This is a genomic window from Meinhardsimonia xiamenensis, assembly GCF_900102905.1.
Classification (GTDB): Bacteria; Pseudomonadota; Alphaproteobacteria; order Rhodobacterales; family Rhodobacteraceae; genus Meinhardsimonia; species Meinhardsimonia xiamenensis.
In genome coordinates this window covers 203,895-228,777 of record NZ_FNFV01000001.1, presented here as the reverse complement: position 1 = coordinate 228,777, position 24,883 = coordinate 203,895, and the positions used below count along the sequence as shown (strand labels likewise).

At 68.8% G+C, this 24,883-nt stretch carries 24 protein-coding genes and 1 tRNA gene; 14 read left to right on the top strand and 11 right to left on the bottom strand.

The features are described 5' to 3' along the window. Positions 1-42: 42 nt before the first annotated feature. The 3 genes from BLQ14_RS01115 to BLQ14_RS01105 all read left to right on the top strand — a co-directional run bounded on the left by BLQ14_RS01115 (position 43) and on the right by BLQ14_RS01105 (position 1,662). Positions 43-678 carry an SCO family protein gene (locus tag BLQ14_RS01115; RefSeq protein ID WP_092497334.1) on the top strand — a complete coding sequence of 212 codons (636 nt, stop codon included), beginning with the start codon at positions 43-45 and terminating at the stop codon, positions 676-678. Positions 679-763: 85 nt separating this feature from the next. After that, positions 764-1,318, top strand: a complete 555-nt coding sequence (locus BLQ14_RS01110; RefSeq protein WP_092497333.1) for an ActR/PrrA/RegA family redox response regulator transcription factor — start codon at positions 764-766, stop codon at positions 1,316-1,318. After that, entirely contained in the window at positions 1,315-1,662 is a 348-nt protein-coding gene (locus tag BLQ14_RS01105; RefSeq protein ID WP_092497331.1) for a hypothetical protein, read from the top strand. The genes BLQ14_RS01110 and BLQ14_RS01105 overlap by 4 nt, the downstream gene beginning before the upstream one ends. A 12-nt stretch (positions 1,663-1,674) precedes the next feature. Here BLQ14_RS01105 and BLQ14_RS01100 read toward each other — a convergent pair whose 3' ends face one another. Next, positions 1,675-2,271 carry an HD domain-containing protein gene (locus tag BLQ14_RS01100; protein ID WP_092497329.1) on the bottom strand — a complete coding sequence of 199 codons (597 nt, stop codon included), beginning with the start codon at positions 2,269-2,271 and terminating at the stop codon, positions 1,675-1,677. A gap of 115 nt (positions 2,272-2,386) precedes the next feature. Here BLQ14_RS01100 and ahcY point away from each other — a divergent pair, with 115 nt between their 5' ends. Next, complete coding sequence (gene ahcY / locus BLQ14_RS01095; RefSeq protein WP_092497327.1) at positions 2,387-3,781, top strand: adenosylhomocysteinase; 1,395 nt, start codon at positions 2,387-2,389, stop codon at positions 3,779-3,781. A 172-nt stretch (positions 3,782-3,953) separates the two neighbouring features. Further along, entirely contained in the window at positions 3,954-4,295 is a 342-nt protein-coding gene (locus tag BLQ14_RS01090) for a DUF2853 family protein (protein WP_092497325.1), read from the top strand. A gap of 218 nt (positions 4,296-4,513) precedes the next feature. Here BLQ14_RS01090 and BLQ14_RS01085 read toward each other — a convergent pair whose 3' ends face one another. The 4 genes from BLQ14_RS01085 to tsaD form a co-directional block, all read right to left on the bottom strand. Continuing rightward, complete coding sequence (locus BLQ14_RS01085; protein WP_092497323.1) at positions 4,514-4,897, bottom strand: DUF1761 domain-containing protein; 384 nt, start codon at positions 4,895-4,897, stop codon at positions 4,514-4,516. Between the two features lie 79 nt (positions 4,898-4,976). Further along, a complete protein-coding gene (locus BLQ14_RS01080; RefSeq protein WP_092497321.1) occupies positions 4,977-5,396 on the bottom strand; it encodes an EVE domain-containing protein in 420 nt (139 codons plus the stop codon). 11 nt (positions 5,397-5,407) lie between these two features. After that, positions 5,408-6,373 (bottom strand): NAD(P)H-dependent glycerol-3-phosphate dehydrogenase, encoded by a 966-nt coding sequence (locus BLQ14_RS01075; protein ID WP_092497319.1) that lies wholly within the window; start codon positions 6,371-6,373, stop codon positions 5,408-5,410. Continuing rightward, positions 6,370-7,467, bottom strand: a complete 1,098-nt coding sequence (gene tsaD / locus BLQ14_RS01070) for a tRNA (adenosine(37)-N6)-threonylcarbamoyltransferase complex transferase subunit TsaD (protein ID WP_092497317.1) — start codon at positions 7,465-7,467, stop codon at positions 6,370-6,372. Before tsaD ends, BLQ14_RS01075 begins: the two co-directional genes overlap by 4 nt. 94 nt (positions 7,468-7,561) lie before the next feature. On the opposite strand from tsaD, the gene BLQ14_RS01065 reads away from it, so the two are divergent. From BLQ14_RS01065 to BLQ14_RS01050, 4 genes are all read left to right on the top strand, one after another. Continuing rightward, positions 7,562-8,329 carry a uroporphyrinogen-III synthase gene (locus BLQ14_RS01065; protein WP_092497315.1) on the top strand — a complete coding sequence of 256 codons (768 nt, stop codon included), beginning with the start codon at positions 7,562-7,564 and terminating at the stop codon, positions 8,327-8,329. 62 nt (positions 8,330-8,391) lie between these two features. Beyond that, positions 8,392-9,828 carry a COG4223 family protein gene (locus tag BLQ14_RS01060; protein ID WP_092497313.1) on the top strand — a complete coding sequence of 479 codons (1,437 nt, stop codon included), beginning with the start codon at positions 8,392-8,394 and terminating at the stop codon, positions 9,826-9,828. Between the two features lie 10 nt (positions 9,829-9,838). Continuing rightward, entirely contained in the window at positions 9,839-11,431 is a 1,593-nt protein-coding gene (locus BLQ14_RS01055; RefSeq protein ID WP_092497311.1) for a heme biosynthesis protein HemY, read from the top strand. A gap of 43 nt (positions 11,432-11,474) precedes the next feature. Beyond that, positions 11,475-11,550: transfer RNA gene (locus BLQ14_RS01050), tRNA-Thr, on the top strand. A gap of 44 nt (positions 11,551-11,594) precedes the next feature. Here BLQ14_RS01050 and BLQ14_RS01045 read toward each other — a convergent pair. Then, positions 11,595-12,398, bottom strand: coding sequence for an alpha/beta hydrolase (locus tag BLQ14_RS01045; protein ID WP_092497309.1), 804 nt, complete (start codon positions 12,396-12,398; stop codon positions 11,595-11,597). 90 nt (positions 12,399-12,488) lie between these two features. Here BLQ14_RS01045 and BLQ14_RS01040 point away from each other — a divergent pair, with 90 nt between their 5' ends. From BLQ14_RS01040 to BLQ14_RS01030, 3 genes are all read left to right on the top strand, one after another. After that, positions 12,489-13,967 carry an NAD-dependent succinate-semialdehyde dehydrogenase gene (locus tag BLQ14_RS01040; protein ID WP_092497307.1) on the top strand — a complete coding sequence of 493 codons (1,479 nt, stop codon included), beginning with the start codon at positions 12,489-12,491 and terminating at the stop codon, positions 13,965-13,967. Positions 13,968-14,110: 143 nt separating this feature from the next. Beyond that, positions 14,111-15,088: a threonine dehydratase gene (locus BLQ14_RS01035; protein ID WP_092497305.1), complete on the top strand. Its 978-nt coding sequence runs from the start codon at positions 14,111-14,113 to the stop codon at positions 15,086-15,088. 60 nt (positions 15,089-15,148) lie between these two features. Then, positions 15,149-16,831 carry a Na/Pi cotransporter family protein gene (locus BLQ14_RS01030; RefSeq protein WP_245656800.1) on the top strand — a complete coding sequence of 561 codons (1,683 nt, stop codon included), beginning with the start codon at positions 15,149-15,151 and terminating at the stop codon, positions 16,829-16,831. Positions 16,832-16,845: 14 nt separating this feature from the next. Here BLQ14_RS01030 and BLQ14_RS01025 read toward each other — a convergent pair whose 3' ends face one another. After that, entirely contained in the window at positions 16,846-18,144 is a 1,299-nt protein-coding gene (locus BLQ14_RS01025; protein ID WP_092497301.1) for a PP2C family protein-serine/threonine phosphatase, read from the bottom strand. Between the two features lie 56 nt (positions 18,145-18,200). Between BLQ14_RS01025 and BLQ14_RS01020 the strand changes: the two genes are divergently transcribed. Then, positions 18,201-18,674, top strand: a complete 474-nt coding sequence (locus BLQ14_RS01020) for an Hpt domain-containing protein (RefSeq protein ID WP_245656798.1) — start codon at positions 18,201-18,203, stop codon at positions 18,672-18,674. A 7-nt stretch (positions 18,675-18,681) separates the two neighbouring features. Here BLQ14_RS01020 and ilvA read toward each other — a convergent pair whose 3' ends face one another. Then, positions 18,682-19,929, bottom strand: coding sequence for a threonine ammonia-lyase IlvA (gene ilvA, locus BLQ14_RS01015; RefSeq protein WP_092497299.1), 1,248 nt, complete (start codon positions 19,927-19,929; stop codon positions 18,682-18,684). A gap of 49 nt (positions 19,930-19,978) precedes the next feature. Then, positions 19,979-20,407, bottom strand: a complete 429-nt coding sequence (locus BLQ14_RS01010; RefSeq protein ID WP_170068375.1) for an acyl-CoA thioesterase — start codon at positions 20,405-20,407, stop codon at positions 19,979-19,981. A gap of 118 nt (positions 20,408-20,525) precedes the next feature. Here BLQ14_RS01010 and BLQ14_RS01005 point away from each other — a divergent pair, with 118 nt between their 5' ends. Beyond that, positions 20,526-21,755: an argininosuccinate synthase gene (locus BLQ14_RS01005; protein ID WP_092497296.1), complete on the top strand. Its 1,230-nt coding sequence runs from the start codon at positions 20,526-20,528 to the stop codon at positions 21,753-21,755. Positions 21,756-21,759: 4 nt separating this feature from the next. Here BLQ14_RS01005 and BLQ14_RS01000 read toward each other — a convergent pair whose 3' ends face one another. Both BLQ14_RS01000 and BLQ14_RS00995 read right to left on the bottom strand, forming a co-directional pair. After that, on the bottom strand, positions 21,760-22,482 hold the full coding sequence (locus tag BLQ14_RS01000; protein ID WP_092497294.1) for a sulfotransferase-like domain-containing protein: 723 nt from the start codon (positions 22,480-22,482) through the stop codon (positions 21,760-21,762). Between the two features lie 19 nt (positions 22,483-22,501). Then, entirely contained in the window at positions 22,502-24,757 is a 2,256-nt protein-coding gene (locus BLQ14_RS00995; protein WP_092497292.1) for an NADP-dependent malic enzyme, read from the bottom strand. Positions 24,758-24,883: the final 126 nt, after the last annotated feature.

Genomic DNA, 24,883 nt, shown 5'->3' with positions numbered 1-24,883 from the left:
ATCGCGCCCGACCACGGGCAGACACCAGAAGAGGAGAGTCACATGACGAGGGCCACAGCCATCCTCGCCGTCATACTGCTTGCGGCAATGGTCGGGGTGAGCGCCTGGCTCGCCTTCTTCCGCTCGACCGAGTCGGTCCTTGCCGCCTGTGGCGGCGCCCAGGTCGCGGGGGGCATCGGCGCCATCGGTGGCCCTTTCGAGCTTGTCAATGCGAGCGGCGAGACGGTGACCGACAGGGACGTGTTCACGAAGCCGAGCCTTGTCTATTTCGGCTACACGTTCTGCCCCGATGTCTGCCCGCTCGACAACGCGCGCAATGCCGCCGCCGTCGACATCCTGCTGGAGCAGGGGTACGACGTGCAGCCGGTGTTCATCTCCATCGACCCCGAGCGCGACACGCCCGAGGTGGTGGGCGAATACGCCTCCTACATGCACCCGCGCATGATCGGCCTCACCGGCAGCCCCGAGCAGGTCAAGGCCGCCTCGCAGGCCTACAAGACCTATTACCGCAAGCATGAGGGCGACGACGAGTTCTATCTCGTCGATCATTCGACCTTCACCTATCTCGTCCTGCCCGGACACGGCGTGGTGGATTTCTTCCGCCGCGACGAGAACGAGGAAGAGGTCGCCCGGCGCACAGCCTGCTACATCGAGGCCGCCGAGCGGCTCGGCAACTGATCGGCCCTGCCGCGGATTTGACCGGGTCGCGCGCCGGCTCTAACTTGCCGCGCAACACGCTTTCGGTGCAATCGGGAGAGACGCCATGACCGAGCGCGCGCTGAGGGAGATCGGGCCTGACCCTTCGCTCCTCATCGTCGACGACGACGAGCCGTTTCTAAAGCGACTCGCGCGGGCGATGGAAAAGCGCGGCTTTCGGCCCGAGACGGCGAATTCGGTGGCCTCCGGCAAGGCCATCGCCACGGCCCGCCCGCCCGCCTACGCCGTGGTCGACCTGCGGCTCGAAGACGGCAACGGGCTTGACGTGGTCGAGACCCTGCGCGCGCGCCGGCCGGATTCGCGCATCGTCGTGCTGACCGGCTACGGCGCCATTGCCACGGCCGTGGCGGCGGTGAAGATCGGGGCGACCGATTACCTCGCCAAACCCGCCGATGCCGATGACGTGATCGCCGCGCTGCTCGCGCCCGAGAACGCATTGCCGCCGCCCCCCGAGAACCCGATGAGCGCCGACCGCGTGCGCTGGGAGCACATCCAGCGTGTCTACGAGCTGTGCGACCGAAACGTGAGCGAGACCGCGCGGCGGCTGAACATGCACCGCCGCACTCTGCAGCGCATCCTCGCCAAGCGCAGCCCGCGGTGAGGACCAGCATCTTCACGCTGGTGCTGCTCGCGGCCTGCGCCGCACCGCAAGAGCAGGCCTCAACGCGCGGGCTCACCCCTGATGAAGGGGGCCTTCAGCCCCACGGAACCGAGCTGCGAATCGACTTCGGCCGCGCCCGCGACGGGGTGGTGGAAACGGTGGAAGAGTTGATTGGCGGTCCGCCCCGGTCCCGAACCCTGCGCACCGATTGTGCCTTGATGCCGGTGGAAATCGTCTCATGGAAGGGGCTCGAGCTTGTGTTTCTCGACGGCACCTTCCGCGGCTGGCGCAAGACGGAAGGCCCGCCACCTCTGGTCGCCGGCATGACCTGCGATCCGGGCTGAGATCGTCCCCGATCAGGAAATCTGCCGCATCAGCTCGGCATGGCGGGCGGTGTAGGCCTTGCGCACCTCGACCGGCGGGCGCAGCCGGATGCGCGCGCCCTCGATGAGCGCAGCGTCGGGACGCCCGAAGAAGCGGTCGGCCTCTTGCTCGGTGAAGCCGGCAATCTGCACCGCCTCTAGCCAGGCCGAAACACGGTCGGCCCGCTTTATGCGGCGCTTGACCTGCTGGGGCAGCACCGCAGGCAGGCCGAAGCGCAGGTGAATCGCTGCCGAAAGCCGCGCCTCGAGCTCGGCATACCCGGCCCCGACGGCGGCCTTCACCGGCGAGATCATGTCGCCGATCACATATTCCGGCGCGTCATGCAGAAGCGCGGCAAGCCGCCAGCGCGGCTCCCCGCCGCCGGGCAGGCGGGCGAAGATCTCCTCCACCAGAAGCGAGTGTTCGGCCACCGAATAGGGCCAGTCGCCGCGCGTCTGCCCGTTCCAGCGGGCGACGAAGGCAAGACCGTGGGCGATGTCTTCGATCTCCACGTCCACGGGCGTGGGATCGAGCAGGTCGAGCCTGCGGCCCGAAAGCATGCGTTGCCAGGCGCGGGGGGGTGTCTTCATGACGGCGAGCTTTTAGTGCACCTCGGCGCGGGCGCAAGGGCGGCCAGCCGTGTTGCCGCCCTCGCCCGCCGGTGCTAGAGCCTGCGGCAACACGGAGTTGAGGAGCCGCCGGAACATGGCCAAGGATTACGTCGTCAAGGACATCAAGCTCGCCGATTTCGGGCGCAAGGAAATCGAGATCGCCGAAACCGAGATGCCGGGGCTGATGGCCCTGCGCGCCGAATACGGCGAGGCAAAGCCCCTGAAGGGCGCGCGCATCGCCGGCTCGCTGCACATGACCATCCAGACGGCGGTGCTGATCGAGACCTTGGTGGCGCTGGGCGCGGATGTGCGCTGGGCGTCGTGCAACATCTTCTCCACCCAGGATCATGCCGCCGCGGCGATTGCCAAGGCCGGCGTGCCGGTCTTCGCGGTGAAGGGCGAGAGCCTCGAGGACTACTGGTCCTACACCGACCGGATCTTCCAGTTCCCCGAGGGGGGCGCGAACCTCATTCTCGACGATGGCGGCGATGCGACGCTCTACATCCTGCTCGGAGCGCGGGTGGAGGAAGGCGAGGAAGACCTCATCGCGGTGCCGACCTCGGAGGAGGAGGAATACCTTTTCGCCCAGATCCGCAAGCGCATGAAGGAGACGCCCGGCTGGTTCGTGAAGCAGCGCCACATGATCCGCGGCGTGTCGGAGGAGACGACCACCGGCGTGCACCGGCTCTACAAGATGATGGAGAAGGGGCACCTTCCCTTCCCCGCCATCAACGTCAACGACTCGGTCACCAAGTCGAAGTTCGACAACAAGTATGGCTGCCGCGAGAGCCTCGTCGACGGCATCCGCCGCGCCACCGACACGATGATCGCGGGCAAGGTTGCGGTGGTCTGCGGCTATGGCGATGTGGGCAAGGGCTCGGCGGCGAGCTTGCGCGGTGCCGGCGCGCGGGTGATCGTGACCGAGGCCGACCCGATCTGCGCGCTGCAGGCGGCGATGGACGGCTACCAGGTCACCACGCTCGAGGACGTGGTCGAGACGGCCGACATCTTCATCACCGCGACCGGCAACAAGGATGTCATCCGGCTCGAGCACATGCGCCGCATGAAGGACATGGCGATCGTCGGCAACATCGGCCATTTCGACAACGAAATTCAGGTGGCCGCGCTGCGCAACCACAAGTGGACGCGGATCAAGGATCAGGTGGACATGATCGAGATGCCCTCGGGCAACCGGATCATCCTCTTGTCCGAAGGCAGGCTCCTGAACCTCGGCAACGCCACCGGCCACCCGAGCTTCGTGATGTCGGCCTCCTTCACCAACCAGGTGCTGGCCCAGATCGAGCTGTGGACGAAGGGCGATCAGTACGAGAACAAGGTCTACATCCTGCCCAAGCACCTCGACGAGAAGGTCGCGCGTCTGCATCTCGACAAGATCGGCGTGAAACTGACGAAGCTGACGCCCGAGCAGGCCGAATACATCGGGGTGAGCCCCGAGGGGCCCTTCAAGCCCGAGCATTACCGCTACTGAGGGCGGCGACGCCCCTCGAGGGTTTTCACCGTGTGCCGAAGCCACAGCCGGGACGCCGCGACGCGCCCCGGCTGCGGTTTTTTGTTGCCTCCCCGGTCGGCTCCCGTTTTCATGCCCTCAACGCCCGGTCTCAGCGCCAGGGCGAACGCCGGAACCGCAGGGAGAGAGCAAGATGGGCCGACGCGACGAGCTGATTCAGAAATATGCAGAGGATCTGCGCACCAAGTGCGGCGTGACGCCGGACATGGATCTTCTGACCAAGGTCACCATCGGCTGCGGGCCGTCGATCTATGACCCCGACGCCTCCACCGTCGCCGCCACCCAGCCGGGGGAGCTCGAGACGGTGAAGAACAACTTCCTGATCAAGAAGCTTGGCCTGCCCGACGGGCCGGAGCTGATGGACGCGATCAACGCCGCCATCGACACCTACGGCCGTTCGGAGCGCAACAAGTACCGCGCCGTGCTGTACTACCTTCTCGTCAAGCACTTCGGCAAGGAGTCGGTCTACGACTGACCGGCGGCATTTCCCGCGAAGTGTCGTGCAATTTTAGGCACTTGGCTTTTGCCCCACGCGGCCCGAACGTGTATATCCGGGTCCACGGCCAGGACGGTCGGGACCTCTGGACAGAACACGTGTGGTGCTGAGGGAGCACGTGGGGTGATGGAGGGTCCCGACCGGGGGGACGGGGCCCTCCATTCGCATCCGGGCGCGCCTCCCCGTCCGCGGGCACGTCAGAACAGGTTCAGCACCAGCCCGATCAGCGTCATGCCGATGACCGGATAGCCGCCATCGATCCAGATCAGCCGGCGGTCGCGCTGTCCGTAGAGCACATTGTTGACCATCCACGGCAACACCAGAAACAGCCCCATGCCAAGCCCGGCGACGACGCCGCCGCCGATGCTCACGATGCCGGAGCTGGCAAAGATGTGGCGCATCATCCCCGCCACCAGCAGCGCGCCGATGAAGCTGACGATGAAGGGAAAGGGATCCTTGCGGTTGATGTCCTCGGGCTTGAGGCCGGAGGCTTCCATCCATTGCCGGGCAAGGGCGCTGTACCAGATGGCACCGAACACCCACGCCACCGCGGCGGCGACGATCACGTTGAGCACTTCCATCGCGTCTCTCTCCCTGTCTGACGGCCGGGCCGGAACCGCGGCCTGGCCCGCAGCATAGCGCAAGCCGCGCCCGCCTGTCTCAGGGTTCGACGCCGCCCATCTCGCAGATGATCCGCCATTGCCTTTCGGTCACGGGCTGCACCGAAAGCCGGCTGTTGGTGACAAGCATCATGTCGGAAAGCTCCGGGTTTGCCTTGATCTCGGCCAGTGTCACCGGCCGGGCGAGCGGCTTGAGCGCGCGCACATCCACGCATTCCCAGCGCGGGTCGTCGGTGGTGGGGTCGGGATGGGCCTCGGCAATGACCTCGACGATGCCGACAATCGCCTTGTCCTTCTGCGAATGGTAGAAGAAGCCGCGATCACCCACCTTCATCTCGCGCATGAAGTTGCGCGCCTGATAGTTGCGCACCCCGTCCCACGGCGTGCCGGCCGCGCCGGCGGCAACCATGTCGTCCCACGACCATGTGGAAGGCTCGGACTTGAACAGCCAGTAGCGCATGTATCCTCTCCCTATTCCGGGCGCAGCGGGCGCGAAAGCAGCCGCTCCGCCGCCTCGGCCACGCTCACGCGCCCGTCCACGAGCGCCGCCACAAGCTCGGTGATCGGCATCTCGAGCCCCGCAGCCCGCGCGCGCGCGGCCACGGCACGGGCGGTGGCGATGCCTTCGGTGGTCGCCAGCGTCTCGGCCCGGCCGGCCGCGCCAAGGCGCTTGCCGAAGGCGAAGTTGCGGGACTTCTCCGAGGTGCAGGTGAGCGCCAGATCGCCAAGGCCCGAGAGTCCGGCCAGCGTCTCGGCCTGCGCGCCCTGGGCTTCCGCATAGCGCCGCATCTCGGCGAAGCCGCGGGTGAGCAGCGCCGCCCGGGCGCTTTCGCCAAGGCCCGCGCCGATCACCACGCCGCAGGCGATGGCGATGACGTTCTTGAGCGCCCCGCCCGCCGCGACGCCTTCGAGATCGGTGGAGCGGTAGAGCCGCAGCACCGGCGTGCTCAGCTCCCTCTGCAACGCCTCGGCCCGCGCCTCGTCCGCCGCGGCGATGGTCAGCGCCGTGGGAAGGCCGGCGGCGATGTCATCGGCGAAGCTCGGGCCGGAGAGCAGCGCGGGGCTGGCCTCTGGCGCATCGCGGGCGATGATCCGGTGCGGCGGCAGGCCCGACTCGAGGTCGATCCCCTTGCAGCAGGCCACCAGCGTTTTCTGCCGGAACAGGGTCGCATTCTCCCGCAGGAGCGGCGCGAGCGCCTGCATCGGCACGGCCAGAAGCAGGGTCTCGGTGGCGCTTGCTTCCGCGATGGAAGCGGTTGGATGCATCCCCTCCGGCAGGCGCGCACCGGGCAGGCGTGGCGACTGCCGCGTCTCGCGCATGGCCGCCACCGCTCCGGCATCCCGCGCCCAGAGCGCCACCTCGTGCCCCGCGCGGGCGAGCGCGATGGCCAGAGCCGTGCCGAAGGCGCCGGCGCCCAAGATGCCGATGCGGCTCATGCCTTTGCCCCCCGCTTGCCGCCGCCCAGCATCGCCGGGCTCGCCGCATCGAGCGGCCAGCGGGGGCGGGCCGAAAGCGTCATGTCGTCGCGCCGTCCGAGGCGGAAGCGCTCAAGCCCCGCCCAGGCGATCATCGCGGCGTTGTCGGTGCAAAGGCTGAGCGGCGGCGCAAGAAACCGCGCCCCCGCCTCTGCCGCGACCGCCTCGAGCGCGGCGCGAATGGTGGCATTGGCCGCCACCCCGCCGGCCACGGCAAAGGCGGGCTCGGCCGGCGCCTCGGCCATGTAGAGCGCAAGCGCCCGGCGGGACTTTTCGGCCAGCACCTCCGTCACCGCCGCCTGAAAGCTCGCGCAGAGATCGGCGCGGTCCTGCTCCGTCAGCCCGCCTTGCGCTTCCATCAGCCGGTCACGCTCGCGCAGAAGCGCCGTCTTGAGCCCGGAAAAGGAAAGGTCGCACCCCGGCCGGTCGAGAAGCGGGCGCGGCAGGGCGAAGCGGCGCGGGTCGCCCGCGCGCGCGGCCGCCTCCACCGAGGGCCCGCCGGGCTGGGGCAGGCCGAGAATCCGGGCGGTCTTGTCAAAGGCTTCGCCGGGCGCGTCGTCGATGGTGCCGCCGAGACGGGTGAAATCCTCCACCCCCCGGGCCATGAGAAACTGGCAGTGACCGCCCGAGACGAGAAGCACGAGATAGGGGAAGGCAAGGCCATCGGTGAGCCGCGGCGTCAGCGCGTGGCCGGCAAGATGGTTGACGCCCACCAGCGGCAGGCCGGCGCCGGCGGCGATGCCCTTGGCCATCATCACTCCGGCAAGCAGCCCGCCGATCAGCCCCGGCCCGGCGGTGACGGCAACCGCGTCGATGGCCGAAAGCCGCAAGCCCGCCTCGCTCAGCGCCGCTTCCACGCAGAGGTCGAGCTTTTCCACATGGGCGCGCGCGGCGATCTCGGGCACGACGCCGCCGAAGGCCGCGTGCAGCTCCGTCTGACCCGCGACGATGGAGGAGAGAATCTCCGGCCGCCCACCCGCGCGCTGGCGCACCACGGCCGCCGCGGTGTCGTCGCAGCTGCTCTCGAGCCCCAGCACCGTGAGTGTGTCGGCCATATCCTGCCCATTGCGCCCTGGCGTCCCGGCGGGTTAGCACCGGCGGGAGCCGCACACAATCCTGCCCGCGGCCAGCCGGGAGGAGAAGGCCCCCGTGAGCGACCCCGAGAAGAGCGCCGCAATGAGGCCCGACCTGCCTGCGCCGGAACGGTTGCCGCCGCTCCTTCTCACACGGCCGGCGGACCGCGCGCGCGGGTTCCTGCAACGCCTCGAGGCGTGCCTGTCGCCTCTGCCGCCGGTGCTGATCGCCCCGGTCATGGAAATCCTGCCGCGGCCGCTGCCCGAAGACCTTTCGCGCTATCGCGGGCTGATTCTGACCTCGGCGCAGGCCGCGCGGCTCCTGGCCGCACCGCTGAGCGCGCCCGCCTTCGTGGTCGGCGAAGAAACCGCCCGGGCTGCACGCGCACGCGGCCTCGACGTGCACGCCGTGGCCGAAACGGCCGAGGATCTTCTGGCGCTTCTGCGGGCGCGGCCGCTCGCGGCGCCGCTCATTCACCTGCGCGGCACCGAAACCCGCCTTGACCTCGCCGCGGCGCTTTCCTCGGCCGGCACAGAGACACATGAGGCGGTCGTCTACGAACAGCGCCCGATCCCGCTCGGCGAGGCCGCGCGGGCGCTTCTGGCCCGTCCGCACGCGGTGGTCGCGCCGCTGTTCTCGCCGCGCAGCGCCACGCTTTTCGCCAGGGCGGCGGAGGGGGCGCGGGCGGCGCTTCATCTCGTGGCGATGAGCCCCGCCGTCGCGGATGCGTGGCGCGCGCACTGGACGGGGCCGGAGCCGGAGCGGCTTGCCATCCTTCCCGCGCCGAGGGCGGCGGAAATGGTCCACCATGTCGCGGAGCTCTACCGAAACTGGCCGGGTTGAGCGACAATGACCCCGCGCATAAGTAGGCACGAAGCGCGCGATCTGGACGAAGGGATTGAAGGGTGAAGAAGCAGAGCACCGCTGACGGCACGGCGGAAGAAGCCGGCAGGGAGGCGAACGCCACCGCCGCCGAGGCGTCGGAGGGGCGCTCGGAGGCGGACGAGCGGCACGGCCTTCCCGAAGACGTGGCTGCAGCGAGCACCGGCAACGAGACCGCTCCGCCCAGCGAACCGGAAGGAGGCTCCGACGGGAAGGGCGCGGCCACAGCCGAACCGGCGGGCGAAGCAACGGGCGAACTGGCGGGCGAGTCGGTCGACGACTCGGCCGAAGGGAAAGCGGGCGGCGCGCCGTCTGCGCCTTCGGCACCCGTCGCCACCGAGGTGGCGCCCGAACCCCGGCGCGGCGGCGCTCTTGGCGCCGCGCTAGCCGGTGGCGCGGCTGCGGCGGTCATCGGGGCGGGGCTGATGTGGCTGGCCGCGGAGCGCGGCCTCATCGGCGCCAACACGCAGCTGGCACAGTCCCTCACGCGGCTGGAGGAGCGCCTTGCGGCGCACGAGGCGCGCCTCACCGAGCTGCAGGCACGGCTGTCGGAAAGCGCCGCGACCCTCGGCGGCAGCCTCGACTCGCTCTCGGGCAACCTCGAAGAGGTCACGACGCGGGTCTCGGCCGTCGAGAACGCGCTCGCGGCGAAGGCCGACGCCACCGCGCTCGCCGCTCTGACCGACCGCCTTGCGGCTCTCGAGGCGCGGCTCGCGGCGCTGGAGGTCCAGCCGATCCCGCAGGCGGAGCTGCCCGAAGAGATTGCCGCCGCCTACGAAGCGAAACTCGCGGAGATGAGGGAGCAGCTGGCCGCGGAGGTCGGCAGGCTCAAGGCCGATCTCGAGGCGCGCGTGAGCGCGCTCGAGGCCGAAGCGGCGGCGCGGCTGGCTGCCCTTGCCGAGGCATCCGCGCGCGCCGAGGCACTCGAGAAAGCTGCCCGGGAGATGGAGAACATCGCCGCAGCCCGTGCTGCCCATGCCCGGCTTCTTGCCGCCATCGACGCGGGCCGACCCTTTGCCGAGGAGCTTGCCGAGATCACCCGCCGCACCGGCGCGCAGGTGCCCGAAGCGCTGGCCGCCGCTGCCGAAACCGGCGTGCCCACCGAGGCGATGCTGGTCGAGCGCTTCCCCGAGGCCGCCCGTGCCGCACTGGTCGCCGCAACGCGCGCGGCCGCCGAGCGCGGCGAGATCGACCGCTGGACGGCGTTCCTGCGCATCCAGCTCGGTGCGCGCTCGCTGGAGCCGCGCGAAGGCGATGACCCCGACGCCATCCTGTCCCGCGCCGAGGCGGCGCTGAAGGCGGGCGACCTCAGGGGCGCTCTCGTCGAGATCGAGGCGCTGCCGCCCGAGGGCCGTGCCGCGATGGCCGACTGGGAGGCCAGAGCGCGGGCGCGCCTGAAGGTGCTCGAGGCGGCAGAAGCCCTCGCCGCCAGCCTTCCCACCACCGCGCAATCCAACTGAGGACGACGACATGCTCTGGTCACTCGTCAAGATACTTCTCTTCGTCGTCCTCGTGGGCGCGCTGACCTATGCCGCGGGATGGCTGGCGCAGCTGTCGGGCGGCGTGCGGGTCGATCTCGGCAGCATCGAATTCACCCTCGGGCCGCTGCAGGCGGCGATTGCGGCGCTGGCGTTGATGCTGCTTCTGTGGGTGGTCTTGAAATTCGCCGGTCTTGTCGTGGCCTTCGTCCGCTTTCTCGCCGGCGACGAGACGGCCATCACCCGCTATTTTCAGCGCAACCGCGAGCGGCGCGGCTTCGAGGCGCTGGCCGATGCGCTGGTGGCGCTCGCCTCGGGTGAGGCGCGGGTGGCGGCGGCCAAGGCCCAGAGGGCGGAAAAGCTGCTGCACCGCCCGGAGCTGACCAGCCTCATCGTTGCCCAGGCCGCCGAGATGACCGGCGACCGGAAACGCGCCGAAGACGCCTACAAGGCGCTTCTGGCCGATGAACGCACGCGTTTCGTGGGCGTGCGCGGGTTGATGAAACTGCGCCTCGCCGAAGGCGACACCGACACCGCCCTGAAACTGGCCGAACGTGCCTTCGCGCTGAAGCCAAAGCACGAGGAGGTGCAGGACATCCTGCTTCGGCTCCAGGCGCAGAAGCACGACTGGAAGGGCGCGCGCAAGACGCTCGGCGCCAAGCTTCGCCACGGCCAGCTGCCGCGTGACGTGTTCCGCCGCCGCGACGCGGTGCTGGCGCTCAGCGAGGCGCGCGAAGTGCTGGCCGAGGGCAACTCCATCGAGGCGCGGGAAGCGGCGATCGAGGCCAACCGCCTTTCGCCCGATCTGGTGCCTGCCGCGGTGATGGCCGCGCGCGCCTATATCGAGCAGGGCAAGCCGAAACTCGCCACGCGGATTCTGGTCAAGGCCTGGGAGGCGCAGCCGCATCCCGATCTTGCCGCCGCCTTCGCCGAGATCGTGCCGGACGAGACCCCGGCCGAGCGGCTTCATCGCTTCCAGGCGCTGGTGAATGCCAACCCCGACCATCCCGAAACGAAGATGCTCCTGGCCGAGCTCTACATCGCCGCGGAGGATTTTCCGGCCGCGCGCCGGGCGCTCGGCGATCTGCCCGAGCGGGAACCGACGGCACGCGTTCTCGCGCTCATGGCCGCCATCGAGCGCGGCTCGGGCGCGCCCGAATCGGTGGTGCGCGGCTGGCTGGCCCGCGCCGTCACCGCACCGCGCGGGCCACAGTGGGTGTGCGACAACTGCCAAGCGGTGCATGCCGAGTGGGCGCCGGTATGCGCCAGCTGCGGCGCCTTCGACACGCTGAGCTGGCGCACCCCGCCCGAGGGCGCAATGCACATGACCGGCACGGCGGGGATGCTGCCCCTTCTTGTCGGCGACGACCGCGCGGCGCCGACACCGCTTCCGGCCGATGGCGATGCCGACGCCGGGCCAGCCACCGCGCCGTCCGAAGCGCAGGAGGCGGAGAAGGGCGCGCCATCGGCGCCACGGGCGGATTCCGGCCGGCCGGAGGCGGAATCTCTCGGCGAGGCGGAAGCCGCGCCGGTGCTCGAAGCCGAACTTCTCGAAGACGACTCGGACGCGGAAGACAAAAAATAGGGCTACACAGCCGCGAAATCGGGTGATAAGGAGCGGCCCGTCGGCCGGTGTAGCTCAGCTGGTAGAGCAACGCATTCGTAATGCGTGGGTCGGGGGTTCGAGTCCCTTCACCGGCACCACCCCTCCCTCCCGGAAAGATGCCTTCCTTGCCGGAACGGCGCCTTCAGGCAAGGCCGCCGACAATATCGGCAACCATGGGCGACCCGGGCTCCGCAAGCGCATCGATCACGTCGAAATGGTGCCTGCCCGGCGCGATGCGCAGCCGTGCGCGCGGCCAGCCCCCGGCGGCCCAGCGCGCCTGATCGAGAAACACCGGCCGCTCCTCCGCGCCGACCCAGACGATCGTTTCCACCTCGTCGCGCGGCTGTGCGAGGAGCGGGCTTTCCGCCGCCGCCTCGTCGGCGTCGAGATGCAGATCATCGTTGATGACGGTCTTGAGAAGCGGGCGCAGATCGCACAGGGGCGAGATCGGCACCACTCGTCGCATCCGCGCGGTCACATCGGCCGAAAGTGCCACGTCGCGGCAGGCCATCCGCAGCGACAGGTGCCCCCCGGCACTGTGCCCGGTGACCACGAGCGGCCCTTCGGGAACGCGCTCCGCCGCAGCTTCCAGCGACGCGGCCACCTCGCGCGTGATCGCCCGGATCCGCGCCCGGGGCGCCAGCGTGTAGGAGGGCATCGCCACCGCGAAGCCGTGCGCCAGCGAGCCCGCGGCCAGATGCGACCACAGCGACTTGTCGAACCGCCGCCAATAGCCGCCGTGAACGAAGACAACGAGGCCCCGCGCCTTCTCTTCGGGGCGGAACAGGTCAAGTCTCTGCCGCTCCCCGGCACCATAGGCGATGTCCAGCTCCGCGCGCCGCCCAAGGCTGGCGCGAAACGCCGCCGCCTCCGCCTCCCAGCGCGGCGGGTAGCCCTCGGCACCGGGAATGTAGCGCGCGTTCTCGTAGTCGTCCGAAAGGTCCATGGCCGCTTCCCTTGCATCCGTCCCGCTTTGGAACGACAACAAAGCCAATGCTACCGCGCGCCGCAAGGCGACAGCCAGAGGGAGACAGCCATGCTCGACAGCCGCACCGACCTTTCCGCCCTGCTGAAGGACCCGGGCCTGCTGGAAACCCGCGCCTATCTCGCCGGTGAGTGGTGCGCGGCCGATGACGGCAAGACCTTCCCGGTCAGAAACCCCGCCCGCGGCGATGTCATCGCCGAGGTCGCCGATGTCGGCCGTGCCGAGACCGCCCGCGCCATCGCCGCCGCCAACGAGGCGATGAAGGGCTGGGCCGCGCGCACCGCCAAGGAGCGGGCGCAGATCCTGCGCCGCTGGTATGACCTGATGGTGGAGCACGCAGACGACCTTGCCGCCATCCTTACTGCCGAGCAGGGCAAGCCGCTGGCCGAGGCGAAGGCCGAGATCCTCTACGGCGCGAGCTTCATCGAATGGTTCGCCGAGGAGGGCAAGCGCGTCTATGGCGAGACCATCCCCGGCCATCAGCCCGACAAGCGGCTTCTGGTGCTGCGCCAGCCCATCGGCGTGGCCGCGGCGATCACCCCGTGGAACTTCCCCAACGCCATGATCACCCGCAAGGTCGGCCCCGCGCTCGCTGCAGGCTGCTCCATCGTCGTGCGCCCGGCCGCGCTCACACCGCTCTCCGCGCTCGCGCTCGGTGTTCTGGCCGACCGCGCCGGCCTGCCCAAGGGGGTGCTGTCGATCATCACCTCGACCGACTCGGCGGGCATCGGCAAGGAGTTCTGCGAGAACGAGACGGTGCGCAAGCTCTCCTTCACCGGCTCCACCGAGGTCGGCCGCATCCTGCTGCGCCAGGCCGCCGATCAGGTGAAGAAATGCTCCATGGAGCTCGGCGGCAACGCGCCCTTCATCGTCTTCGACGACGCCGATCTCGACGCCGCCGTTGAAGGGGCGATCGCCTCCAAATACCGCAACAACGGCCAGACCTGCGTGTGCGCCAACCGCATCTATGTCCAGGCCGGAGTCTACGACGCCTTTGCCGAGAAGCTCGCCGCGCGGGTGCGGCAGATGCCGGTCGGCGACGGGCTCGAGCCCGGCACCGTGCTCGGCCCCCTCATCAACGCCGATGCGGTGGCGAAGGTGCAGGAGCACATCGAGGATGCCGTGTCGAAGGGCGCGAAGATCGTCACCGGCGGCAAGCCGCATGCCTTGGGCGGCACCTTCTTCGAGCCCACCATCCTCACCGGCGTGACCCAGGAGATGAAGGTGGCGCGGGAAGAAACCTTCGGCCCCCTCGCCCCCCTCTTCCGCTTCGAGCGCGACGAGGACGTCATCGCCATGGCCAACGACACCATCTTCGGCCTTGCCGCCTATTTCTACGCCCGCGACCTCTCGCGCGTATGGAAGGTGGCCGAGGCGCTCGAATACGGCATCGTCGGGGTCAACACCGGCATCATCTCCACCGAGGTGGCGCCTTTCGGCGGCGTCAAGCAATCGGGCCTCGGCCGCGAAGGCTCGCGCCACGGCATCGAGGAATATGTGGAGATGAAATACGTCTGCATGGGGATCTGACCGGAAAGGCCAGGCACCGGCGCCGCCCCTCTCACCCTGGGTGCAAATACCCCCGCCGGAGGCAGCCGAGCCGTCGCCCCGCAAGGGGCGGCGGCGAGAGGAAGGACTTGCGCCGCAGGCGCGCAACCGAGCAGGGAGCCAGCATGGCACTCTTCACCACCGCCGAGCTCGAGGCCGCCGCGCGGCTCGTCCACGCCCAGGTTCCGCCCACCCCCACCCACCGCTGGCCGCTTCTGGCCGAAGCCACGGGTGCGGAGGTCTGGGTCAAGCACGAGAACCACTGCCCGACCGGCGCCTTCAAGGTGCGCGGGGGCGTCACCTTCATCGACTGGCTGAAGCGCAGCCAGCCGGGCATTGCCGGCATCTGCACCGCCACCCGCGGCAATCACGGCCAGTCCCAGGCGCTGGCGGCCACGGCCGCGGAGCTCAGGGCAAAAATCTACGTCCCCCGCGGCAATTCGGTGGAGAAGAACGCCGCCATGCGCGCCTACGGCGCCGAGCTCATCGAGTTCGGCGATGACTTCGACACCGCCCGCGAGGAGGCCTTCCGCGTGGCCGAGGCCGAGGGGCTCGCCATCGTGCCGCCCTTCCACCGCGAACTGGTGCGCGGGGTGGCAACTTACGCCTTCGAGATGTTTCTCGAGCACCGCGATCTCGACGCCGTCTATGTGCCGATCGGCTGCGGCTCGGGCATCTGCGGCACGATCGCGGCGCGCGATGCGCTGGGGCTCTCCACCGAAATCATCGGCGTTGTCGCCGAGGGCGCGCCCTGCGTGAAACTCTCGGTCGAGGCCGGCCGGCTGGTGGAGAGCAACGCCGCCCGCACCTTCGCCGATGGCGTCGCGGTGCGGGTGCCGGTGCAGGAGGCCTTCGATGTCTATTCGCGCGGCGCCTCGCGCATTGTCGCGGTCGGCGACGACGAGATTGCCGCGGCGATCCGGCTGATGTTCCGCGCCACCCACAACATGGCCGAGGGCGCGGGCGCCGCCGCCCTCGCTGCGCTCATGGCCGAGCGCGCGCGCATGGCCGGGCGCAAGGTGGCCGTCATACTCTCGGGCGGCAACATCGACACGCCCTGGGCGGTCGAGGTGCTCTCGGGCGGCACGCCGGTCCCCGCCTGAAGGGGCGATTGCAGGGGGCGCGGCGAAATGTAACAGTCCCGCAACGGGCTTTGCGCGCGCATGCGCGAAGCGACGATGGCGGGGGCATTGGGCCGGATGTCGCTGACGCTTCTCAACATCGCCGGCGCGGCGGCGCTTCTGATCTGGGCGGTGCGTCTTGTGCGCACCGGGGTCGAGCGCGCCTTTTCGGTGCCGCTGCGCCGCTTCCTCAGGAAGAGCGGCGACAGCCGCGCGCTTGCCGCCCTGAGCGGGGCTGGTGCGGCGCTGGCGCTGCAGAGCGCAACGGCGGTGGCGGTGCTGGCCACGGGCTTTGTGGCGGCGGGGACGCTCGCGCCGGTCACGGGGCTTGCGATCCTGCTCGGCGCCGATGTCGGCTCGGCCGCGATCACCCAGCTTCTGGTGCTCAAGCCCGCCTGGCTGCCGCCGCTTCTCCTCCTCACCGGGGTTGCGATCTTCATGCGGGGGCGTCGGCGGACCATGCGCCAGACCGGCCGTATCCTGATCGGGCTTGGCCTTGTCTTCATCTCGCTGTCCATGATCCGCGAGGCTGCCGCGCCCATCCGCGAAAGCGCGGTGATGATGGAGGCCATCGAGGCGCTGTCACGCGACTCCATCGCCCTCTTCGCGCTGGCCGCCGTCTTCACCTGGCTCGTGCACTCGTCGGTGGCCGCCGTGCTCCTCATCGTGACCCTCGCCGGACAGGGTGCGATCGGTGTTGAGGCCGCCGGTGCCATGATCCTCGGGGCCAATCTGGGCGGCGCCTTCATCGCCTGGCCGCTCACCGCCGGGGCACCGCTTCCCGCACGCCGCGTGGTGCTCGGCAACCTCGCGCTGCGCGGCGGCGGGGCGCTGATCGCGCTCATGCTCGCGCCGCATGTTCTGCCGTTTTTGGGCCCCACGCCCGAGCGCGCCGCCCTCAACCTCCATCTCGCCTTCAACGGCGTGCTGGCACTCCTCGCCATCCCCCTTGCCGGCGCGACGCTGGGCCTTGTCGCGCGGCTCATGCCCGATCCGGTGGAGGGCGCGGCGCTCGAGCGCGCAAGCGCGCTGGACGAATCCGCGCTCGACCAGCCTGCGCGGGCGCTCGCCTGCGCGCGGCGCGAGATCCTCCGGCTCGGCGAGGAGGTCGAGGCGATGCTGCGGGCGATCATGCCGCTCTACGCGCGCTGGGATGAAGCCGCCGCCCAAGGCATCCGCGAGAAGGGCAAGGAGGTCGCGCGCATGCACATGGGCGTGAAGCTTTACCTCGCCCGTCTGCAGAAGGCACACCCGCAGGATGAGGCGCTGGCGGAGAAGGCGCTGACGCTGACGCGGCTCTCGACCCATCTGGAGAGTGCGGCCAACACCATCGCCTGGAAACTCCTGCCGCTGGCCGAGCGGCTGCACGCCAAGGGTCTGCGGTTCTCGGCCGAGGGGCTCGAGGAGATCACCGACTTTCACGACCGGGTTCTGTCGAACGCGCGCCGCGCGCTCGATCTGCTGATCACCGACGATCCGGGCGCGGCGCGGGCGCTGGTGGAAGAGAAGGCGCGCGTGCGCGCCCACGAGGAGGCGCTGGAACGCTCGCACATCGAGCGGCTCAGGCGCGGTCAGTCGGAAAGCATCGACACCTCCAACATCCATCAGGAAACCCTGCGCGAGCTCAAGGCGATCAACTCCGATTTCGTGATGCTCGCCTACCCGATCCTCGCCGGCACGGGTGATCTGCTCGATACGCGGTTGCGGGGCGCGGAGACATCCTGACGGGCCCCGCCCCGTCAGCCCGCCCCCGGCCGGTAGTCGACCAGCACCGCGGATATGTCATCGGCAAAATCCTCCCGGCCCGTGCGCGCCTCCAGCTCCCACAGCAACGCATCGAGGAAATCCCCGGCGCCAAGCGCGGCGTGATGGCGCATGAGCCGGGCGAGCGCGGCTTCTCCGAGAATCGCGCCGCCTATGTCCCGGCACTCCGAAATCCCGTCGGAACAGATCAACAGCCGATCCCCCGGCCTGAGCACGACCTCGAAGCTCTCATGGCGCGCCTCGGGCAGCAGCCCGATGGGCAAGCCTCCCTCGCCGAGCAGCGTCACATCACCCCCCGAGCGGAGCAGCATCGGATGCGGGTGACCGGCCTGCACCATTTCCAGCCGCGCGCTGGGCACATGCAAGGTGGCATAGAGAAGGGTGAAGTAATGATCGGTCTTCATCTCCTCGAGAAGGAGGCGGTTGAGGCTGTCGGCCACCTGATCGGGAGGACGCAACCGCGTCTGCCCCCGCCGCGTGCCTTCGAGGGCAATGTTTTGCCCCGGTGAGTCGCCCGAGAGGTAGGAGACAAGCCGCGCGGTCATCAGCGCCGAGGCGATTCCATGCCCCGACACGTCGATCGCATAGAGCCCGATCGAATCGCCCCCCGCGTCGATCACGCCGATCATGTCCCCGCCGACGTGACCGGACGGCTGCAGCAGCAGGTTCACGGCAAACGGGCCGAACCTGTGACTGCGTTCGCGCACCAACGCCTGCTGAAGCGCCCGCGCCTCCTGCAGGTCATGTTCCAGCGTGTTGTTGAGGTTCTGCACCCGGGCAAGCGCCGCCTGCAGCGCGTGATTCTTGGCCTTGAGCTCCTCCTCCATGCGCAGGATGCGCTCTCCCGCCCTGATCCGGGCGCGGAGTTCATTGAGGTTGACCGGCTTGCCGAGAAAGTCGTCAGCGCCCACCTCGAGCCCCTCGGCGACCTCCTCGCTGGAGTTGCGTGCCGTGAGCAGCACGAAATAGCCATAACCGGCGCGGGGCAAGGCCCGGAACTGCCGGCAGAACTCGAGCCCGCTCATCCCCGGCATCATCCAGTCGCTCAGAATGATCTCGACCGGATGCGCGCGGCACAGCGCAAGCGCCGCCTGCCCCGACTCTGCCTCGATGACGCGATAGCCCCAGCGTTTGAGCACCGTAGCCAGCACCCGTCGCTGCGCGCGGCTGTCATCGACCACGAGGACGAGGCGGCTTTTCCTGACCGCCGGCGCCGGATCGGGCGGTGGGCATGTTGCCGGCGGGGCTTGCGGCCGCGGTTGGCTGACACGCATCGAAATCACTCCCTGAAAAACGGCCGTGCAGCCCCCTCTTCGCAGGGCAGCGGCTAATGGCCCGTAAAGAGGAAATTTCGCCGAAAAATCCGAGCATCATCGCGCGCCGCGCCACAATTCCGCCGTGCATGCTTAAGGCCGCTGAAAGGATCTGGTCGCAGCCTGCTCTTGCGGTGGGGGTGCCGCTTGTGGAGCGTGCCGTGATTGACTGGAAACGCGTCGAAGAGCTGAAAGACGAGGTGGGGCCTGAGGACTTTGGCGATGTGCTCGAGGTCTTCCTGGCGGAGATGGACGAGATGATGAACCGCTTTGCCCGCGCGCCACAGACACCGGTCACCGCCGAGGAGCTGCATTTTCTCAAGGGCTCGGCACTCAACCTCGGCTTTGCGGCCCTCGGCGCCCTCTGCACTGAACTTGAGCCCGCCTGCCGGTCTGGCGAACCGGTGTCAACCGCGCGGCTGACAACCTGTTACCAGCGTTCAAGGGCCTGCTTTCTCGCCAATCTCGACTCCGGGCCCGCAGCGGCGTGAAACAGTGTCAGATCACGAATTCGGCCAGCGTCTCGTCGCTGGTGATGTCAGTGTAGACCATCCCGGCCCGGTCCATCCGCTCCATGAGCGCGTCGAAATTCTCGGGCCGGGACGTCTCGATACCGATGAGAACCGAGCCGAAGTTGCGAGCCGACTTCTTCAGATACTCGAAGCGCGCGATGTCGTCGTCGGGGCCGAGAAGCTCGAGAAAGTCGCGCAGCGCGCCGGGCCGCTGCGGCATGCGCAGGATGAAATACTTCTTCACCCCCGAATAGCGCTGGGCGCGCTCCTTCACCTCGGGCAGCCGCTCGAAATCGAAATTGCCACCCGAGGTCACGCAGACAACCGTGCGCCCGCGGATCGCCTCGGCGATGTCGCCCAGCGCATCGACCGAAAGCGCGCCCGCCGGCTCAAGCACGATGCCCTCATGATTGAGCATCTCCATGATCGTGGTGCAGATGCGATCCTCGGGCGCCACCAGCACATGGCCGGGGTCGATGTCGCGCAGATGGGCAAAGGTCTGCTCGCCGACCCGTGCCACCGCCGCGCCATCGACGAAATTGTCAACCTTGGGCAGCGTCACCGGCTCGCCAGCCATCAGCGCCGCCGTCAGGCTCGCCCCGCCCTTGGGCTCGACCAACCAGAACTCGGTGTCGGGCGCCTCGGCGCGCAGGAAGCTGCGCACCCCGGCCGAAAGCCCGCCACCGCCCACTGGCAGCACGACGACATCGGGCGCGCGCCCGAGCTGGGCCAGAATCTCCACCCCCACCGAGGCCTGCCCCTCGATCACGTCGGCATCGTCGAAGGGGGCCAGAAAATGCGCCCCCGCCTCCTCGCAATAGCGGCGCGCGGCGGCAAGCGTGTCGTCGAAATAGTCGCCCACAAGGCGGATCTCGATGGCATCGCCGCCGAAAACCTCCGTCTTGGTGATCTTCTGCCGCGGGGTGGTGACCGGCATGAAGATCACCCCGCGCACGCCGAAATAGCGGCACACATAGGCCACGCCCTGCGCATGATTGCCCGCGCTCGCGGCAACGAACACGCGCTGGTCGGGGCTCTCCGACAGCACCTTGCGCATGGCGTTGAAGGCGCCGCGGATCTTGTAGCTGCGCACCGGGCTCAGATCCTCGCGCTTGAGCCAGATGTCGGCGTCATAGCGCTGGGAGAGAAAATCGTTGCGCGCGCAGGGGGTCGGGGGAAACAGCGAGCGCATCGCCGTCTCCGCAATCCGCGCCTTCTGGGAAAACTCGCTCATCCAGCCCCGCTAGCAGAGCGCGCGCCCCGCGCCAATGCGCCAGATCGGCTCACGCCTCGGCCACAACACGCGCCTCGAGCTTCTCGCGCACCTGCGGCGGAATCGGCGCCGAGCCACGCGTCTCGGGGTCAAAGAAGACCTCGACGAGGTCGTAGGTGGCGTGAAGCTCGCCCGTATCGGCGTGAAACATGCGCAGGTGAAACGTCACGCTGCGCCCGCCCACCCGCTTCACCGCCCCGTCGATGCGGATGAGATCGCCCGCCTTCAGCTCGCGGATGAAGGTCGTGGTCGCCCGTGCGGAGACCGTGTGCACACCATGCTCGGCCAGCATGCGCGAATAGGGCAGGTCCAGAAGCGTCCACATGTGATATGTGGCGTCATCGAAGAAGGGCGCGTAATGGCGCACGTTCATGTGTCCGAAATGGTCGTGATGCCAGGGGTGAACCACCCCGCGGAAAAGCTCTATCCAGTTGCTCATGGCCTCCTCCGTTTGGCCGCAACGAACCACCCCCGGCGCGGCTTGGCAAGCCCGCCTTGCCCGCGCGCGAGCGTCCATGTAAACGGCGCGGCGACCGCAAGTTGCCGGAGAACACCCGATGTCCGCGCCCAGATCCAAGCCCCGCAAGGTCGTGCTCGCCTATTCCGGCGGGCTCGATACCTCGATCATCCTCAAATGGCTGCAAACCGAGTATGGCTGCGAGGTCGTCACCTTCACCGCCGATCTCGGCCAGGGCGAGGAGCTTGAGCCCGCCCGCAAGAAGGCCGAGATGCTGGGCGTGAAGGAGATCTACATCGAGGATCTGCGCGAGGAATTCGTGCGCGACTTCGTCTTCCCGATGTTCCGCGCCAATGCCGTCTACGAGGGCCAGTATCTTCTGGGCACCTCCATCGCCCGCCCGCTCATCGCCAAGCGGCTGGTGGAGATCGCCGCCGAAACCGGGGCCGACGCCATTGCCCACGGCGCCACCGGCAAGGGCAACGATCAGGTGCGCTTCGAGCTCGCGGCCTATGCGCTGAACCCCGACATCAAGGTGATCGCGCCCTGGCGCGAGTGGGATCTGACCTCGCGCACGAAGCTCATCGAGTTTGCCGAGAAGCACCAGATCCCGATTGCCAAGGACAAGCGCGGCGAGGCGCCCTTCAGCGTGGATGCGAACCTTCTGCACACCTCCTCCGAGGGCAAGGTGCTGGAAGACCCGGCCGTCGAGGCGCCCGATTACGTCTATCAGCGCACGGTCAACCCCGAGGACGCGCCGGATGCGCCCGAATATGTCGAGGTCGGCTTCGAGCGCGGCGATGCCGTGAGCGTCAATGGCGAGCGGCTGAGCCCCGCGGGCGTGCTCACCCGCCTCAACGAGCTTGGTGGCAAGCATGGCGTGGGGCGGCTCGACCTCGTCGAGGGGCGTTTCGTGGGCATGAAGTCGCGCGGCATCTACGAGACGCCGGGCGGCACCATCCTTCTCGAGGCGCATCGCGGGGTGGAGCAGATCACGCTCGACCGCGGCGCGGCGCATCTGAAGGACGAGCTGATGCCGCGCTATGCCGAGCTCATCTACAACGGCTTCTGGTTCTCGCCCGAGCGCGAGATGCTGCAGGCGGCGATCGACAAGAGCCAGGAGCATGTCACCGGCACCGCGCGAATCAAGCTCTACAAGGGGCTTGCCCGCTGCGTTGGCCGCTGGTCCGATCACAGCCTCTACTCGGCCGAGCACGTCACCTTCGAGGATGACGCCGGCGCCTATGACCAGAAGGATGCCGAGGGCTTCATCAAGCTCAACGCGCTGCGGCTGCGGCTTCTGGCGATGCGCAACCGCAAGTTCCGCTGAGGCGTCAGGCGGCCTGTTCCCGCGCCGCCTGCGCCATGCGCTCGTAATACGGCAGGGCGCGCTCCGCGAGTTCGGCGGCGCGCCCCTCAAGCACCGGCAGCGGGCCGGGGTCGGCCGGGGCGAAGCCGGTTGAGCGATGCACCGCCCCATACCAGTGCCGGGCCCACACGCCGTCACTCGGATGCCCGCCCGCGGGCCAGCGCAGCATCTTCTCCGTCCAGTCAAGCCCGAGGGCGGAACAGACCCGCTTCAGCACCCCCTCGGGGTCGCGGCGCAGCGCGTCGGAATCGATCACCGGCGGGGTCTGGCCCAGCGCGCGGACCTGATCGTAAAGCGCCGCGAGCTGCGCAAAGCCGAGCTCCTCGAACCGCGGGTTCTCGCGCTTGGCGGTGAAGCTTGCCACCACCCGCGCCGGATGGCGGATGAGAAAGGCATGGCGCGCGCCCTGCATCCAGCCGGTGTCAAAGCCCTCCAGCATGTGCTGGGCCATGAGCTTCAGATAGAGATGTGGCGCACCTTCCCGTGCCTCGATCTCGCGCGCGACCTCCGAGGCGTCGGTGATGCCGGCGGCGATCACCTCCTCGCGCATCGGATGATCAAGTCCCGTCGCCACCAGACAGGCGGCATAGAAGGGCTCGTCCCACACCGCGCAATCGCCGCGCGCGGCAAAGGAATACATCAGCGCCGTCGAGATGTTCCGCGGCCCCGACCACATCGCAATCTTCATTGGCGACCTCCGCCCGATCTCACCGCGCCTTGCACGCCGCCAGCAGCGCCATGTTGAGAATGTCGTTCGCCGTCTGCGCGTTCGAGCAGATCTGAATCGACTTCTCCACCCCGGCAAGGATCGGCCCCACCAGCGTGGCGCCGGCCATCTCCTGCATGAGCTTGGTCGAGATCGAGGCAGAATGCCGCGCCGGCACCACCAGAATGTTCGCTGGCCCCGACAGCCGCTGGAACGGGTAGCGCGCCTGAATCGCCGGGTTCAGCGCCACGTCCACCGTCATCTCGCCCTCATACTCGAAATTCACCCCGCGCCGGTCCAGCACCTCCGGCGCCAGATGCATCTTCTCCGCCCGCTCGCTGACCGGATAGCCGAAGGTCGAGAAGCTCACGAAGGCCACCCGCGGCTCGAGCCCCAGCATCCGCGCCACCTCGGCCGCGCGCTCGGCGATGTTGGCGAGGTCTTCCTCGTCGGGCCACTCATGCACCAGCGTGTCGGCGATGAGCACGATGCGCCCCTGGTGCAGCACCGCCGTCACGCCCACCGCGCCGGCCTCGGCGGTGGCGTCGAAGACGTGGTTGATGAGACCCAGCACATGGGCCGACTTGCGCGTCGCCCCCGTGACCAGCGCATCGCCATGGCCATGCGCCAGCATCAGCGCGGAGAACACATGCCGGTCGCGCGCGGCGAGCCGGTGCACATCCTGCTGGTCGAAGCCCCGGCGCTGCAGACGGCGGTAGAGAAAATCCTTGTAGGTCTCGAGATAACGGGTGTTCGCGGCATTGACGACCTCGAGCTCGCGCACCGCGTCGCCAAGGCCGGCCGCCTCGAGCTTGCCCTTCACATCGGCCTCGCGCCCCACCACGAGCGCCCGGCCGAATCCCTGCCGCTGGTAGGCCACCGCCGCGCGCAGCACGCGCGGATCATCCCCCTCGGCAAAGATCATCCGCGCCTGCGCCTTGCGCGCGCGGGCATGGATGCCATGCAGGATGGAAGCCGTCGGGTCCATCCGCTGCTTCAGCGACAGCTCATAGGCCTCCATGTCGACGATCGGGCGGCGGGCAACGCCGGTGTCCATCCCCGCCTTGGCGACGGCGGGCGGAATGCGGTGAATGAGCCGCGGGTCGAAGGGCGTGGGAATGATGTAGTCGCGCCCGAAGCTCAGCTTCTTGCCGTAAGCGATGGCCACCTCGTCGGGCACATCCTCGCGGGCGAGCTCGGCGAGCGCCCGCGCGCAGGCGATCTTCATCTCGTCATTGATGGCGCGGGCGTGAATGTCGAGCGCGCCGCGAAAGAGATAGGGAAAGCCCAGAACGTTGTTCACCTGGTTGGGGTAGTCCGACCGCCCGGTCGCGACAATCGCATCGGGCCTGACCGCGCGCGCCTCCTCGGGGGTGATCTCCGGGTCGGGGTTGGCCATGGCGAAGATGATCGGGCTGTCGGCCATGCTCTCGACCATCTGAGGCGTCACCGCGCCCTTGACCGACACGCCGAGAAACACATCCGCCCCCGCCATCGCCTCCTCGAGCGTGCGCAGATCCGTCTTCACCGCGTGGGCGGATTTCCACTGGTTCATCCCCTCCTTGCGGCCCTGGTAGATGACCCCATTCGAGTCGCACAGGATCACGTTCTCGGGCCGCGCGCCCATGGCCTTGAGAAGCTCCACGCAGGCGATGCCGGCTGCGCCCGCGCCATTGGCGACGACACGGCAGTCTTCGAGCTTCTTGCCGGCGATGTGCAGCGCGTTGATGAGCCCCGCCGCGCAGATCACCGCCGTGCCGTGCTGATCGTCGTGGAAGACGGGAATGTCCATCTCCTCCTTCAGCCGCTGTTCGATGATGAAGCACTCGGGCGCCTTGATGTCCTCGAGGTTGATGCCGCCGAAGCTGGGGCCCATCAGCTTCACGGCATTGCAGAAGGCGTCCGGGTCTTCGGTGTCGAGCTCGATGTCGATGGAGTTGATGTCGGCAAAGCGCTTGAACAGCACCGCCTTGCCCTCCATCACCGGCTTGGAGGCGAGCGCGCCGAGATTGCCGAGGCCGAGCACCGCCGTGCCGTTCGAGATCACCGCCACGAGGTTGCCCTTGGCGGTGTAGTCATAGGCCGTCTCGGGCGCCTCGGCGATGCGCTTGCAGGGCTCGGCGACGCCCGGCGAATAGGCAAGGCTCAAATCGCGCTGGGTCGCCATCGGCACGGTGGCGACGACGGCGAGCTTGCCGGGTGTCGGCTCGAGATGAAAGGCCAGCGCCTCTTCGGGCGTGAACTTCTGACTGGTCATGCGCGCGCTCCTCCCTGACGCGAGACATCAGTGTTAGACAGACGGGCGCCGACCCTCAAGCCGCGCCGCGCCCCTTTTTCCCCGCCGCCGCGCCAGTTAGTGTCGCGCCCATGACGAAGCCGGAGA

What these genes read in the sequence shown, in the direction of transcription:
- BLQ14_RS01115 (WP_092497334.1), top strand. Translation starts at nt 43, where the DNA reads ATGACGAGGGCCACAGCCATCCTCGCCGTCATACTGCTTGCGGCAATG.
- BLQ14_RS01110 (WP_092497333.1), top strand. Translation starts at nt 764, where the DNA reads ATGACCGAGCGCGCGCTGAGGGAGATCGGGCCTGACCCTTCGCTCCTC.
- BLQ14_RS01100 (WP_092497329.1), bottom strand. Translation starts at nt 2,271, where the DNA reads ATGAAGACACCCCCCCGCGCCTGGCAACGCATGCTTTCGGGCCGCAGG.
- ahcY (WP_092497327.1), top strand. Translation starts at nt 2,387, where the DNA reads ATGGCCAAGGATTACGTCGTCAAGGACATCAAGCTCGCCGATTTCGGG.
- BLQ14_RS01090 (WP_092497325.1), top strand. Translation starts at nt 3,954, where the DNA reads ATGGGCCGACGCGACGAGCTGATTCAGAAATATGCAGAGGATCTGCGC.
- BLQ14_RS01085 (WP_092497323.1), bottom strand. Translation starts at nt 4,897, where the DNA reads ATGGAAGTGCTCAACGTGATCGTCGCCGCCGCGGTGGCGTGGGTGTTC.
- BLQ14_RS01080 (WP_092497321.1), bottom strand. Translation starts at nt 5,396, where the DNA reads ATGCGCTACTGGCTGTTCAAGTCCGAGCCTTCCACATGGTCGTGGGAC.
- BLQ14_RS01075 (WP_092497319.1), bottom strand. Translation starts at nt 6,373, where the DNA reads ATGAGCCGCATCGGCATCTTGGGCGCCGGCGCCTTCGGCACGGCTCTG.
- tsaD (WP_092497317.1), bottom strand. Translation starts at nt 7,467, where the DNA reads ATGGCCGACACACTCACGGTGCTGGGGCTCGAGAGCAGCTGCGACGAC.
- BLQ14_RS01055 (WP_092497311.1), top strand. Translation starts at nt 9,839, where the DNA reads ATGCTCTGGTCACTCGTCAAGATACTTCTCTTCGTCGTCCTCGTGGGC.
- BLQ14_RS01045 (WP_092497309.1), bottom strand. Translation starts at nt 12,398, where the DNA reads ATGGACCTTTCGGACGACTACGAGAACGCGCGCTACATTCCCGGTGCC.
- BLQ14_RS01040 (WP_092497307.1), top strand. Translation starts at nt 12,489, where the DNA reads ATGCTCGACAGCCGCACCGACCTTTCCGCCCTGCTGAAGGACCCGGGC.
- BLQ14_RS01035 (WP_092497305.1), top strand. Translation starts at nt 14,111, where the DNA reads ATGGCACTCTTCACCACCGCCGAGCTCGAGGCCGCCGCGCGGCTCGTC.
- BLQ14_RS01030 (WP_245656800.1), top strand. Translation starts at nt 15,149, where the DNA reads ATGCGCGAAGCGACGATGGCGGGGGCATTGGGCCGGATGTCGCTGACG.
- BLQ14_RS01025 (WP_092497301.1), bottom strand. Translation starts at nt 18,144, where the DNA reads ATGCGTGTCAGCCAACCGCGGCCGCAAGCCCCGCCGGCAACATGCCCA.
- BLQ14_RS01020 (WP_245656798.1), top strand. Translation starts at nt 18,201, where the DNA reads ATGGCCCGTAAAGAGGAAATTTCGCCGAAAAATCCGAGCATCATCGCG.
- ilvA (WP_092497299.1), bottom strand. Translation starts at nt 19,929, where the DNA reads ATGAGCGAGTTTTCCCAGAAGGCGCGGATTGCGGAGACGGCGATGCGC.
- BLQ14_RS01010 (WP_170068375.1), bottom strand. Translation starts at nt 20,407, where the DNA reads ATGAGCAACTGGATAGAGCTTTTCCGCGGGGTGGTTCACCCCTGGCAT.
- BLQ14_RS01005 (WP_092497296.1), top strand. Translation starts at nt 20,526, where the DNA reads ATGTCCGCGCCCAGATCCAAGCCCCGCAAGGTCGTGCTCGCCTATTCC.
- BLQ14_RS01000 (WP_092497294.1), bottom strand. Translation starts at nt 22,482, where the DNA reads ATGAAGATTGCGATGTGGTCGGGGCCGCGGAACATCTCGACGGCGCTG.
- BLQ14_RS00995 (WP_092497292.1), bottom strand. Translation starts at nt 24,757, where the DNA reads ATGACCAGTCAGAAGTTCACGCCCGAAGAGGCGCTGGCCTTTCATCTC.